Here is a 13,053-nt window from a genome sequence, read left to right on the forward strand (position 1 = left end):
CGGCTCAGTGGATGCGGCGGCCGTGCGCGTCCGGGATCCCGGACTTGCGGAAGAAGTACGTGTTGATCTGGTCCCGCCACTCGACGGCGCTGCGGAGCTGTTCGTCGAGGCGCTCGGCGACCCGGTCGTGGACGGCCGGGTCGACCGCCCCGGCGACGAGCCGCCACCGTTCCCGCATCGCCATCACCTCCTCGACCCCGGCGAAGTGCGTGTCGTAGATGTGCTGGATCACGGTACGGCCGCTGTGCAGCACGTGCCGGTAGGGCACGTGATGGAAGAACAGCAGCAGTTCGTCGGGGCAGCGTTCGCGGGACTCGTACACCTCGGACCACGGCGGCGGGTACTGGCCGGTGAAGCCGGTCCCGGTCGCCCGGGTCCGGTCCACCCCGACGCCGTCGCGGTCGGCGAAGTGGTAGGTGCCCCACGGGGTGTACTCGTAGCCGTCCACGTCCGGGCCGTAGTGGTGGCCGGGCCGCACCATGAACCCGACGCCGAGCGGGGCGGTGTAGCGCTCGTAGGTGCGCCAGGAATCGTCCATGATCGCGTGCATCGTGCGCCGCAGCGCTTCCGGGTCGCCGGTGGTCACCGGCAGCCACGTCAGGTCGATCCACTCGTCGAGGATCGCGCCGGGATCCAGCAGCGGATCCCAGGCGAGCCGGCCGAAGGCGTACAGGTTCGCCTGGGCCAGCGGGTGCCCGGTCCAGAACGGGTCGTCGCCCACGTTGGACACGGCGACCAGGCCGCCACCGGCGCCCGCCCGTCCGGCCGCAATGTCGGCGATCGTGTCGCCGGCCGCGCCCCGGGGCCGGAACCGCAGCACCAGGCTCCACCAGGGGCCGAGGTAGCAGACGTGCCGCTGCTGGCCGGTGTACTCCTGCGTCGCCTGCACCTCCACCGCCAGCCGGGTAGCAGGCATCGCGGCGAGCACCGGGGACACCGGTTCGCGTGGCTGGAAGTCGATCGGGCCGAACTTCACCTGGACGATCACGTTGTCGGCGAATCGTCCGTCCAGCGGCGCGAAGTGGTCGTGGGCGGCCCGGGCCCGGTCGGTCGACCGGTCCCGCCAGTCCTGGTGGTGGTCGTAGACGAACGCCCGCCAGCGCACCACGCCGCCGTGCGGTGCGAGCGCCTCGGCGAGCAGGTTCGCGCCGTCGGCGTGGTCGCGCCCGTACGCGAAGGGGCCGGGCCGGCCCTCGGAGTCGGCCTTCACCAGGTAGCCGCCGAAGTCGGGGATCCGCTGGTAGACCCGCCGGGTGGCGGCGGCCCACCAGTCCCGTACGCGCTCGTCCAGCGGATCGGCGGTGGGCAGGCCGCCGAGGGCCACCGGGGCGGCGAAGGTCACCGCCAGATGCACCCGGATGCCGTACGCGCGGAACACCTCGGCGATCTCCGCGACGTCGCCGAGCCGGTCGGTCAGCAGCAGCGCCTCGGTGTCGTGCACGTTGACGTTGTTCACGCAGATCGCGTTGACGCCGCAGGCGGCGAGCAGGCGGGCGTAGTCGCGGAGCCGGGCGGGCTCGCGCCGGGTGGCGCCGTCGCGCCAGAACAGGGAGCCGCCGGCGTAGCCTCGCTCGACCTGGCCCGACACCGGGTGCACGGCCACGTTGTCCCAGTGGTCGAGCATCCGCCGGTCCAGTGCCGGCCGGTGCCGCCGCGCCGGAAGGTCGTCGTGGAAGGCCGCCGCGCCGAGCCGGACCACGTGGAACATCCCGTACAGCAGGCCGGCCGGCGCGTCGGCGAGGACCACTGTCACGCCGCTGGCCCGCGTCAGCAGGTACCCCTCGTCGCCGAGCGCGCCGTCGCCGGTGCCGTTCACCGCCGGTGTCGCGCCGAGCCGGACCGCCTCCGCCGCCGCGTTCGGCACCGGGCCGGCGCCGCGCAGGGCCAGCACCAGGTCGGCGTCGACAGGCCACGGTGGCCCGTGCCAGAGCCGTCCGCCGTAGCGGGCGCAGGCCCGGCTCACCTCGCCGAGGACGGTGTCGACCAGGAGCCCGTCGCCGTGCACCAGCACCGGCCGGGAACCGAGCTCACGGAACGCCGCAGTCGGTAGCCAGGCGGCATGCCAGGCCGACTCGCCGCTGTCGGCCGACAAGCGGCCGGTGACCGGGACGCTCACGCGGTGAACTCCGCCCGGATGTCGTCGATCATGGGAGCACCGATCCGCAGCAGCGCCAGCACCAGGAGCGCGGCGAGCAGGGCGAGCACCGCCTCGGAGAACACCGCGGTGACGCCGGCGGCGGCGACCAGCAGCGCGACGTTGCCGAACGTGACGCCGGGCTTGCGCGCCACGTAGTAGACGGCGAGCCGGAGCACGTCGCGGGTGCGGAAGGTGAACAGCGAGACGATCACCAGCGCGTTGACCCCGACCAGGATCACCCCCGCCCCGACCACGACGAGCGGCACGGCCCACCAGCCGGGGACGGCGGCGGCGGGCAGGTTCGCCAGGTTGAGCGCGATGACTGCGAGCCACAGCAGCGTGGGCGCCCAGACGCGCAGCACGCCCGCCAGGTTCTCCCGGTAGGCCCGGCGGAACGCGGCGGCGGGACGGAGATCGGTCAGGTCGGGGCGCTGGTGCCGCAGCGTGTGCAGCGCGGCCGAGACGGCCGGACCGACCGGCAGCGCGGCGGCGGCGACCAGCGGAAGGTTGCTGCTGTCGCGGTCGAGCAGCACGAGTACGGCCAGACCGGGCAGCGTGCTCACCAGGAGCAGCAGTTCGACCACGAGCAGGGTGTGGACCGTCGCGGCGGCCCGCGACAACGGCCCGTCGCCGAACTCCCGCAGCCCGCCGGTCGCGCCGGTCACCGTCGGTCCTCGTGCGGGTCGAGCAACCTGTCGTCCCACCACGGCGGCGTCTCGTCCACTACCGGGGTCAGCTCGGCGAGAGTCACCTCGTGCCGGGCGAGGTCGAGGTCGAGGTCCGCCCGCCCGCCCGCGACCGGCACTGCGCGATGGGTACGGGCCGGCTCGGCGGCCTCCCGCAACGCGTCGAGCTGCCGTGGCCGGGGTGAGTGCGGGCTGCCCATCTCCCGCCAGGCCGCGAAGGCGTTGCCGGCGTCCTCACTCACTGCCGAGCGGAGCAGGAACGCCGACGCGGTGCCCGGCGGGCCGATCGGAACGGACAGCGACAGGGTGTGCCGCTCGGGTACCGGCTCGCGGCCGGTGACGTCCACCGGGGCCCAGGCCAGGACCGCGACCCGGCCGTCGGGGTGCCGGGTGACGAGATGGTCCGGCCCGCGCGCGAGCACCTCGTCGCCGAGCCGGGCCATGAACGCGTACAGATGGTAGGTGGGCTTCTTGATCTGCCGGTGGGTGAGCAGGCCGAAGCCGCCGTGCAGCGGCGCGGTCGGCACCCCCTCCTCCTCGAACACGTCGCTGAAGGTCCAGTAGGAGAAGGAGTCGACCAGATCCCCGCCGCCGGCCAGCACCGGAGCGAGGTAGGCGGCGTGGAAGGCCGTGTCGTGGATCGGGTTGTCCGGCCGGTAGGAGGAGTTGAACTCGGTGATGTGCACCGGGTGGTCGGCCAGCGCGGTGCCGGCCAGGTGCCGGCGGGGCGCGGCGAACTGTTCCAGCAGCTCCGCGGCCGGAGCCAGGGTCTGCCGGGTGCCGAACGGCAGGTGCCGGGCCGGGCCGGAGGTGTAGGCGTGCCGGCTGACGAAGTCGACGGGCACGTCGCGGTCGGTGACGAACTCGGCGAACGGCTTCAGCCACTCGTCGGCGCCGGGGGACAGGGCCGGGCCGCCGACCTGCAGTGCCGCGTCGACGTCCTTGACGGCGTGCGCCGACACCTCGTACAGGCGGTGGTAGGCGTCCTGGTCGGCGCCCTGCCAGAACGCCGGCAGGTTGGGCTCGTTCCACACCTCGATCGGCCAGCCGCGCACCTCGTCGAGGCCGTACCTGTCGACCAGGTGGGCCACCGTGGCGCGCACCAGGTCACCCCATTCGGTGTACGACCGGGGCGGCGTCACGTTTCCCCGCCACCAGAACACGGTCTGGTCGCCGGAGGCGAGCGCCGAGGGCATGAACCCCAGCTCCACGAAGGGTCGGATGCCCAGCGCGAGGTAGGCGTCGACGACCTGGTCCACGTAGGTGAAGGCGTGCCGCACCCGGCGCTCGCCCCGGTATTCGTACGGGCGGTGCACGCCGACGCCGTCGCTGAGCAGCCCGTGGCCGCGGATGTGCCGGAAGCCGATGTCCTGCTGCACCAGCGCCAGCGAGTCCTGATAGTCACGTCGCAGAGCCAGGTCGAACCGGCCGGTGCCCACGCAGGTACGCCAGGCGTCGGTCAGCCGGCCGGCAGGCCGGTCGGGGACGAGGAGCCGCGTCATCCGTGGTTCTTGCGGTACCGGTCGTACGCCTTGTTGACCAGGTCGATGTAGGCCTGCGCGTTCTTGCCCTTCAGCTCCGAGACGTAGGCGTCCCACTCGCTCAGCGGCCGCTGGCCGAGGGCGAACTTCAGCGTGTTCTGGGTGACGTGGTCCTTCAGCGCGGTCGCCCACAGCGTCGTCTGCTCCCGCTCGGAGTCGCTGAGCGGCGCCGGTGGCGGAGTCACCCAGGGCGCGGCCTTGCGGGCGTTCATCTCCTTCTGGAACTCCAGTTCCTCGGGCGAGAAGAACGACTGCACCAGGTCGAGCTTGCCCCCGTAGGCGAAGACGCCGTTGTAGAAGCCGAAGTCCTTCTGCAGGTGCTTGGTGCCCTTGGGGTTGAGGCCGATGACGTTGACGTCCGGGGCGAGGGTGCGCTTGCCCGAGCCGTCCTTGGTGTACGTGGTTCCCTCGACGCCCCACTTGGCGAACTCCTGGCCGGCGTCGGAGTACCAAAGCCAGTCGACGAACTGCATCATGGCCACGAAGTTCTTGCCGTCGCGCGCCTTGCTGGAGATCATCACGCCGTTCTCCAGCCGGGTCGCCGGGTTGACCGCTCCGGCCGGCCCGACCGGGAAGAGGATCTTGCCGAGCCGGGCGTTCGGGTTGATCTTCGCGATGTCCGGGCGGTAGTCGTTCACCAGGGTCTGCGCGTTCGTGCTGATCACGAAGGACTTGCCGCTGGCGAGCTTCTGCCGGGCCTGGTCGTCGGTCTGGGTGAACGTCTCCGGGTCGAGCAGCCCCTCGGCGACCAGCTTGTGGAGATACTCCACCACCTGCCGGTAGCCGTCCGAGGCGCCGGTGAAGACGTACTTCCCGGCCCCGGAGTCCCAGCTCGTCGGCTGGTAGTTCCAGCCGGCGCCGGGCAGGCCGTGCGCGAGGGCCAGCATGTTCAGCAGGTTGCCGGCCGGGTTGGGCTTGCCGAACCGGTCGGAGAACGGGATGACGTCCGGGTGGGCCGCCTTCATCGCCTTGAGCATGGCGTACACCTCGTCCCAGGTGGTCGGGGACGGGATCTTCAGCTGCTCCAGCACGTCGGTGCGGACCGCGAGCGTGTAGTCCTGCCAGGGCTTCTCGTGCAGGCCGGGCAGCAGGTAGAACTTGCCGTCCTCCTGCCGGAGCGTGTCCATCTCCGGCTGGAGCTTCCACTTCTCGATCTTGTCCTTGAAGTGCGGCATCAGGTCGAGGTAGTCGCTGACCGGCAGGATCGCGCCGGAGGAGACGTACGAGTTCTCCTGCGGGTGGTAGGTCTTCGGGATGATCATCGGGGCGTCACCGGAGCCGACCAGCACGCTGCGTTTCTGCTCGTAGTCGCTCAGCGGCACGGCGACCGGGTCCAGCTTGACGTTCGTCCGCCCGGCCAGCTCGGTCCAGAACAGCCACTCCGGCTTGAGCGGGTAGTTCGGGTGGTTGTTGTAGAGGATCGAGAACGTGACCGGCTCGGTGGCCTTGAACTGGTCGCCGATGCCGTACTTGTCCATCGCGCCCGTACGGTTGCGGTCGAGGTCCTTCTTGTCCGGGGTGTCGTCGCCGCAACCCGCCAGGGCGACGACGGCGGCCGCGCCGCTGGCGAGCAGTACCTGGCGCCGGGACAGCTGGGCCATGGGTTCTTCCTTCCGGTGGTGGGGTGGTGGTGCGGGCGGCGGCTATCCCTTCACGGCGCCGAGCATGATTCCGGAGACGAAATAGCGCTGGATGAAGGGATAGACCGCGAGGATCGGCAGGATCGTCAGCACGATCGTCACGGACTGGATGGTGGCGGCGGACTGGACGACGTCGCCGGCGCTGCCGAGGCCGCCGCCGGTCTGCGTGGCGTCGGTCGCGCCCGCGATGAGGTTGCGCAGATAGACCGTCACCGGGAGCAGGTCCTGCCGGTCCATGTAGAGGAACGCGGCGAACCACGAGTTCCAGAACGAGACGGCGTAGAACAGCACCATCGTGGCGACCATCGCCTTCGACAGCGGCAGGACGATCCGCAGCAGCGTGCCGTACGTGTTCAGCCCGTCGACGGCGGCCGCCTCCTCCAGCTCGACCGGCAGGCTCTCGAAGAACGCCTTCATCACCAGCAGGTTGAACACGTTTATCGCGTTGGGCAGGGCGATCGCCCACACCGTGTTCTTCAGCCCGAGGCTGGTGACCAGGACGTAGTTGGGGATCAGGCCGCCGGTGAAGAACATGGTGAACACGGCGATCCCGACCAGCGCGGTCCGGCCCCGCAGGTGCCGCTTCGACAGCACGTACGCATAGCAGGTGGTCAGCACGACGGAGACGAGCGTGGCGACCACCGTGTAGAAGACGGTGTTGCGGTAGCTGACCCAGAACGTCGGGTCCGACGTCACCACCCGGTACGCGGTCAGGTTGAACCCCCGCGGCACGAGGTTCACCTCGCCCGCGACGATGTACGCGTTGTCGCTGAGCGAGCGGGCCACGATGGTGAGGAACGGATACAGGGTCACCACCACGACGCCGGTCAGCACGAGGGCGTTCACCACCTGGAAGACCCGGTAGCCGCGGGTGGGCCGGGGGCCACGCGGCCGGGCCGCCGGTTTCCGTGTACGGGCCTGGGCGCGGGCCTGCGTGCTCACCACAGGCTCGTCCCCACCGTGCGCCGGGAGATCGCGTTCGCCGACAGCACCAGCGTCAGCCCGATCACGGACTCGAACAGGCCGATGGCGGCGGCGTAGCTGAGGTTCCCGGAGACGATGCCCACCCGGTACAGGTAGGTCGAGATCACGTCCGCCGTCGGGTAGGTGAGCGGGTTGTACAGCAGCAGGATCTTCTCGAAGCCGACGGCCATGAAGGTGCCGATGTTGAGGATCAGCAGCGTCACCATCGTCGGTCGGATCCCCGGCAGCGTCACGTGCCAGGTCTGCCGCCACCTGTTGGCGCCGTCGATGCGGGCCGCCTCGTACAGGTCGCCGTCGACGGTGGTGAGCGCGGCGAGGTAGAGGATGGTGCCCCAGCCGACGGTCTGCCAGACCTCGGAGGAGACGTAGATCGTCCGGAACCATCCGGCCTGCTGCATGAACGCGACCGGCTCGCCGCCCACGGCACGCACCATCTGGTTCACCGTGCCGTCCACCGACAGCAACTGGAGGACCATGGCGGCCACGATCACTATCGACAGGAAGTGCGGCAGGTAGGACACCGACTGGACGAACCGCTTGAGCGCGCGGTTGCGCACCTCGTTGAGCAGCAGCGCGAGCACGATCGGCAGCGGGAAGCAGAACACCAGCGTCAGCGCGCCCAGCACCAGCGTGTTTGTGAACACGCTCCAGAAGGTCGGGTCGGTGAAGAACAACCGGAAGTACCGCAGCCCGGTCCAGTACTCGCCGAAGAGGCTGCCGCCCGGCTGGAAGCGCCGGAACGCGATCACGTTGCCGAGCATCGGCAGGTAACGGAACGTCAGGAAGAACAGCAGCGGCAGGACTGCGAGCGAGTAGAGCTGCCAGTCCCGGCGCAGGGCCCGCCGCCAGGGCGTACGGCGACTGCGCGGGGTCGGGGCTGCCAAGCTCGTCCTCCCCCTGACCATCGGCCGGAACGTTTCCGGTAATACGTCGTAAGCCTTTCGGAAATTTATGGGTATCGTTATCTTCGTGTCAAGAGCGTCGATTGATATCTCCCTAGGCCAGCTCCGCCGCTACACGCCGGCTGTCGTCGAGCCCGCCGACTTCGACCGGTTCTGGCGGGCCACCCTCACCGCCGCCGCGGCCAGCCCGGTGCTCGTCGACGTCCGCCCCGAACCCACCGACCTGCGGCTGCTCGACGTGTGGGACGTGACGTTCGCCGGGTTCGCCGGCGAACCGGTGCGGGCCTGGTACACCCGTCCCGCGGGCGTAGCCACGCCGCTGCCGGCAGTGGTGGAGTACCCCGGCTACGGGCGCGGCCGGGGCCTGCCGGGGGAGCGGCTCACCTGGCCGGTGGCGGGCTACGCCCACCTGCTGGTGGACAACCGGGGACAGGCCGGCCTGTACAGCCGCGGTGACACCCCGGACCCGCACGACGCTCCCGGCGGGCCCAGCCCCGCCACGAGGGGAATCCTGTCCCCGGACGACTACCACTACCGCCGCCTGATCACCGACGCGGTCCGCGCGATCGACGCCGTCCGCGTACTGCCCGGGGTGGACCCGGCCCGCGTCGCCGCGGTGGGCAACAGCCAAGGTGGTGGACTCGCGCTCGCGGCGGCGGGCCTCGTCGACGGCCTCGCCGCGCTCCTGGTCACCGCCCCGTTCCTGTGCGACATCCAGCGCGCCATCGAAGTGACCGAGGCGTCCCCCTACGGCGAGATCGCCCGCTACCTCGCGGTGCACCGCGAGGCCGAGGAGCCGGTCCGGCGCACGCTGTCCTACGTCGACGGCGTCAGCTTCGCCCGGCGCGCCACCGCCCCGGCGCACTTCGGGATCGGTCTGCGCGACGAGGTCTGCCCACCGAGCACCGGCTTCGCCGCCTACAACCAGTACGCCGCCGCGAGCGGATCGGCGGCGCCGCTACGGGAGATGCACACGTACCCGTTCAACGGCCACGAGGGCGGGGAGGCCGTCCACGTCCGGCGGCAGCTGCGCTGGCTGGACGCGGTGATGCGTTCCGCCGGGACGGCAGCCGGCTGACGGACTCACCGGATGTCCGATGCAGAGCGCTAGATCACCCGGCGGCGTACCCGCCACACCACCACGCCGATCAGGATCGCCGCGACCGCGACGAACACCGCCGCCTCGATGAGCTGGAACGTCCAGAACCGGTCGGCCGGGTGGTAGACCCCGAACCGCTGGATGCCGCGTTCGTGCAGGAACTGGCTGAGGTTCGTGCCGGCCTGGTTGGCCGCGTCCTCCAGTTCGTAGTACTCCGTCGAGCTCAGCCTGCGCCCGGCGGCGTCCGCGTAGCCGCGTTCGATCACCCAGTCGGCGACGCCGGCTCCGGCCTGACCCTTCGTGCCGCCGGCGGGGACCGGCTCCATGGTGGTGAGCGGCGTGGCGTACGCGGGACGGGCCAGAAGCGCCACCGACATCCGGGCGGCGAGGAACGCCCCGAACGCGACGCCGAACGCGGGCAGGCTGCGCCGCAGGATCGCCCCCGCGGCGGTGGCGACGCCGAACGCGAACAGCGCGTACGCCAGCGGAACGAGCCCTTCCAGGTCGAAGGCGTCGTACTGGAACCGCCCTTCCCAGGCATCGAACGGCTGCCGGAACCAGGTGAGCACGGCGGTGAACATGCCGGTGAGCGCGACGGTGACGCCGGCCAGCGCGGCGAGCTTGGCCGCCAGCCAGCGCATCCGCGGCACGGCCTGGGTCCAGGCGAGCTGCCAGGTGCCGTCCTCCAGTTCGCGGGCGAGCAGCGGCGCGCCGAGGAACGCGCCGATGACGACGGGCACCAGGTAGAAGGCCGCGAGGAGGTTCTCGACGTATCCGTACTCCTCGTCGAGCCGGCGGAAGGCGGCCGTGCACGTCTCGCCGGCGCCTGCTGTTCCCGCGCACCGGGCGGGGCCGCCGGGGAACAGGTCGTGGGCCTGCGTCCCGAGCACGAGCAGGGCGATGCCGAACACGCCGAGAAGCAGACCGAGGACACAGACCTCGGTGCGGTGCTGGCGCCAGATCAACCACGTCATGCCGCCACCTCCGACGGGACCGCGGCGCCCGGCTCGGACGGCCGGCGCAGGTACGCCAGCACCAGGTCCTCCAGCCCGACCGGCTGGGCCTGCCAGCCCGGCGCGGCCGGGATGCCGCCGTCGCGTACCAGCAGGGTGGTGTGCCGGTCGCTGTGGACGGCGTCCACGACGGCGCCGGCCCGGTCGAGGTCGGTGGCCGTGCGCGGGCCGACGAGCAGCCGGTGCTCGGCGAGGAGGGTGTCGATGTCACCGGTGAGCGTGACCCGGCCGTGGTTGAGCACGACCAGGTGGTCGCAGACACGTTCCAGCTCGTGCACGACGTGGGAGGAGAACAGGACCGTCACCCCGCCGTCGGCCACCGCGCCCATGAGGACCTGCAGGAATTCGCGCCGGGCCAGCGGGTCGAGGCTGGCCACCGGCTCGTCGAGGACCAGCAGGTCCGGCCGTTTCGCCAGGGCCAGGGCCAACGCGACCTGGGCCTGCTGCCCGCCGGAGAGCGAGCCGGCCCGGCGGTCCAGCGGGATGCCCAGCTTCGCCAGCCGGCGCTCGGCCAGCCCTTGGTCGAAGCGGAGGTTGCAGGCCCGGCCGAAGCGGAGCATCTCGGCGACGGTGAAGCGCTTGTACAGCGGGTGGTCCTGGGCCAGGAACCCGATCCGGGACAGGGTCTGCGGGGTGCTGGCGGTGACGTCGTGGCCGAGGACCTCGACGGTGCCGGTGCTCGGCGCCAGCAGTCCGACGATCAGGCGCAGCAGCGTGGTCTTGCCCGCGCCGTTCGGCCCGACCAGGGCGATCACGCCGCCCGCCGGCAGGGTCAGGGTGCAGTCGCGCAGCGCCCAGCCCTTCCGGTACCGCTTGCCCACGCCGTCGGTGCGCAGCGCGATCTCGGTGTCTGTCACGCCACGTCCTCGTTTCTCGTCTGCTGGTGGACGGAGGTGAAGAGCGCGTCGACCGCCTGCTCGTCGAGGCCGGCCTCGTAGGCGCGGCGCAGCCACGTCGCCAGGCCGCGGCGCAGCGACGTGTACGTCGACGGCGACATCGCGGCCGACTGCTGCTCGGTGACGAACGTGCCCTGGCCGGGCCGGCCGGTGACCAGGTTCTCCTGCTCCATCTGCCGGTACGCCTTGGCCACGGTGTTCGGGTTGATGGCCAGGTCCTCGACCACCTCGCGGATGAGCGGGAGGCGGTCGCCGGGTTGGAGGAAGCCCAGCAGCACCGCCTGGCGGACCTGCTGGACGAGTTGCAGGTACGGCGGCACGCCGGAGTGGGTGTCGAGCCGGAAGACGAACACTGGTAGCCCTTCGCTGTTTTACTAGTACCGTAGTAAAGCCGCAGGTGGGCGGTCAAGAAGGGCGGGTTGGCCGCGGCTGGGGGATCGACATGATCGCCGATGGCTGTATCGTTGCCGACGCCGCATCCCGCAGGCCGCTTCCACCAAGGACGACCATGACCGCCTCCACCGTCACCGCCGTCATTGACCTCGACCTGACCGGCCCCACCATCTCCCGCCACGTCTACGGCCACTTCGCGGAGCACCTGGGGCGCTGCGTCTACGGCGGCTTCTGGGTGGGGGAGGGCTCCGCGATCCCGAACGAGGGCGGGATCCGCCTCGACGTGGTGGAGGCGCTGCGCCGCATCGGCATCCCGAACCTGCGCTGGCCGGGCGGCTGCTTCGCCGACGACTACCACTGGCGCGACGGGATCGGCCCGCGCGAGCTGCGGCCCCGCATGGTCAACTCGCACTGGGGCGACGTGGTCGAGGACAACTCCTTCGGCACGCACGAGTTCATGGCGCTGTGCGAGCTGCTGGGCGCGGATCCGTACGTCTCCGGCAACGTCGGCTCGGGCAGCGTGCGGGAGATGTCCGAGTGGGTCGAGTACCTGACCCGCGGCGACGACTCTCCGATGGCCGCGCTGCGGCGGGAGAACGGGCGCGACGAGCCCTGGCGGGTCCCGTTCTGGGGACTGGGCAACGAGGCGTGGGGCTGCGGCGGCAACCTGCGCGTCGAGCAGTTCGCCTCGCTGGCCCGCCAGTACGCCACCTACGTCCGCGACCACGGCGACAACACCGTCTACCGGATCGCCGCGGGCGCGAACAGCGACGACTACCACTGGACCGAGACGTTGATGCGCTCCTTCGACGACCTGGCGGCGCCGGACTCCCGCGCCTGGCCGTTCCAGGCCGTCTCGCTGCACTACTACACGATGACCCGAGGCTGGTCGTCGAAGGGCGCGGCGACCGGCTTCGACGAGGAGGAGTGGTACCTCGCGCTGCGGAACGCGACCCGGATCGAGGAGCTGGTCTCACGCCACGAGGCGGTCATGGACCGCTGGGACCCGCAGCGCAAGGTCGGCCTCGTCGTGGACGAGTGGGGCACCTGGTGGGACGTGGAGCCGGGCACCAACCCCGGCTTCCTCTACCAGCAGAACACGCTGCGCGACGCGCTGGTGGCCGCGGTGCACCTCGACACGTTCCACCGCCACGCGGCGCGCGTCGTGATGGCGAACATCGCGCAGACAGTGAACGTGCTCCAGGCCATGATTCTCACCGACCCGGAGACGGGCGCGCTGGTGCTCACGCCCTCGTACCACGTGTTCGCGATGAACCGGGCCCACCACGACGCGGCGTCGCTCGCGGTGACTGTCAAGGGCGAGGTCCCGGTGCGCGAGGTCGCGGGGGATCACCTGGCGACGCTCTCCGCGTCCGCCTCGACGCGCGGCGACACGGCGCTGGTCTCGCTGTCGAACCTCGACGCGCGGCGTCCGGTGACCGTCGTCCTCGACCTGCGCGGTCGGGACGTCACCTCCCACCGTGCCACCGTCCTGACCGCCGACGCGCTCGACGCGCACAACACGCCGTCGACCACGGGCGTCGCGCCCCGCGAGCACGCCGGGGTCACGGACCACCCGCGTGGCCTGGAGGTCGAACTGCCGCCGCACGCGTACGTCACGGTGGCGCTCGACCTCGCCTGACCGCCGGACACACGGCTCCGCGCACGGCCGCGTGACGACAGCGGTCCGGTGACGCCTGCGTTCCTCTCCTCACTCCGGCGCCGGGGCCAGTAATCGCCAGTGACCTCGGTCGATCGAGTT

The 13,053-nt window shown here is 71.2% G+C and carries 11 protein-coding genes; 2 read left to right on the top strand and 9 right to left on the bottom strand.

Annotation, left to right across the window (positions count from 1 at the left end; genetic code table 11):
* Positions 1-4: 4 nt before the first annotated feature.
* Genes HA073_RS09195 through HA073_RS09220 form a run of 6 tightly spaced genes read right to left on the bottom strand, consistent with a single transcriptional unit; the run spans position 5 to position 7,872 of the window.
* Positions 5-2,116 carry an alpha-glucuronidase gene (locus HA073_RS09195; protein WP_166456154.1) on the bottom strand — a complete coding sequence of 704 codons (2,112 nt, stop codon included), beginning with the start codon at positions 2,114-2,116 and terminating at the stop codon, positions 5-7.
* Complete coding sequence (locus HA073_RS09200; protein ID WP_104112229.1) at positions 2,113-2,802, bottom strand: hypothetical protein; 690 nt, start codon at positions 2,800-2,802, stop codon at positions 2,113-2,115. Before HA073_RS09200 ends, HA073_RS09195 begins: the two co-directional genes overlap by 4 nt.
* Positions 2,799-4,325, bottom strand: a complete 1,527-nt coding sequence (locus tag HA073_RS09205) for a xylan 1,4-beta-xylosidase (RefSeq protein WP_166456155.1) — start codon at positions 4,323-4,325, stop codon at positions 2,799-2,801. Before HA073_RS09205 ends, HA073_RS09200 begins: the two co-directional genes overlap by 4 nt.
* On the bottom strand, positions 4,322-5,965 hold the full coding sequence (locus HA073_RS09210) for an extracellular solute-binding protein (RefSeq protein ID WP_069088313.1): 1,644 nt from the start codon (positions 5,963-5,965) through the stop codon (positions 4,322-4,324). The genes HA073_RS09205 and HA073_RS09210 overlap by 4 nt, the downstream gene beginning before the upstream one ends.
* Before the next feature lie 42 nt (positions 5,966-6,007).
* Positions 6,008-6,946, bottom strand: a complete 939-nt coding sequence (locus tag HA073_RS09215) for a carbohydrate ABC transporter permease (RefSeq protein ID WP_309228000.1) — start codon at positions 6,944-6,946, stop codon at positions 6,008-6,010.
* Positions 6,943-7,872 (bottom strand): sugar ABC transporter permease, encoded by a 930-nt coding sequence (locus HA073_RS09220; protein ID WP_064445469.1) that lies wholly within the window; start codon positions 7,870-7,872, stop codon positions 6,943-6,945. Before HA073_RS09220 ends, HA073_RS09215 begins: the two co-directional genes overlap by 4 nt.
* 67 nt (positions 7,873-7,939) lie before the next feature.
* Between HA073_RS09220 and HA073_RS09225 the strand changes: the two genes are divergently transcribed.
* Positions 7,940-8,968, top strand: coding sequence for an acetylxylan esterase (locus HA073_RS09225; protein ID WP_043322924.1), 1,029 nt, complete (start codon positions 7,940-7,942; stop codon positions 8,966-8,968).
* Positions 8,969-8,997: 29 nt separating this feature from the next.
* Here the strand turns inward: HA073_RS09225 and HA073_RS09230 are convergent, their stop codons facing one another.
* From HA073_RS09230 to HA073_RS09240, 3 genes are read right to left on the bottom strand one after another with little or no spacing between them, the layout of a single operon-like run.
* On the bottom strand, positions 8,998-9,963 hold the full coding sequence (locus HA073_RS09230) for an ABC transporter permease subunit (RefSeq protein ID WP_064445471.1): 966 nt from the start codon (positions 9,961-9,963) through the stop codon (positions 8,998-9,000).
* Positions 9,960-10,859 carry an ABC transporter ATP-binding protein gene (locus HA073_RS09235; protein ID WP_064445472.1) on the bottom strand — a complete coding sequence of 300 codons (900 nt, stop codon included), beginning with the start codon at positions 10,857-10,859 and terminating at the stop codon, positions 9,960-9,962. The genes HA073_RS09230 and HA073_RS09235 overlap by 4 nt, the downstream gene beginning before the upstream one ends.
* Positions 10,856-11,251: a GntR family transcriptional regulator gene (locus tag HA073_RS09240; protein ID WP_043322934.1), complete on the bottom strand. Its 396-nt coding sequence runs from the start codon at positions 11,249-11,251 to the stop codon at positions 10,856-10,858. The genes HA073_RS09235 and HA073_RS09240 overlap by 4 nt, the downstream gene beginning before the upstream one ends.
* Before the next feature lie 155 nt (positions 11,252-11,406).
* On the opposite strand from HA073_RS09240, the gene HA073_RS09245 reads away from it, so the two are divergent.
* Positions 11,407-12,933, top strand: coding sequence for an alpha-N-arabinofuranosidase (locus HA073_RS09245; RefSeq protein WP_064445473.1), 1,527 nt, complete (start codon positions 11,407-11,409; stop codon positions 12,931-12,933).
* Positions 12,934-13,053 lie beyond the last annotated feature (120 nt).

The organism is Micromonospora sp. CMU55-4, assembly GCF_011602315.1.
In the GTDB taxonomy this organism is placed as follows: domain Bacteria; phylum Actinomycetota; class Actinomycetes; order Mycobacteriales; family Micromonosporaceae; genus Micromonospora; species Micromonospora chalcea.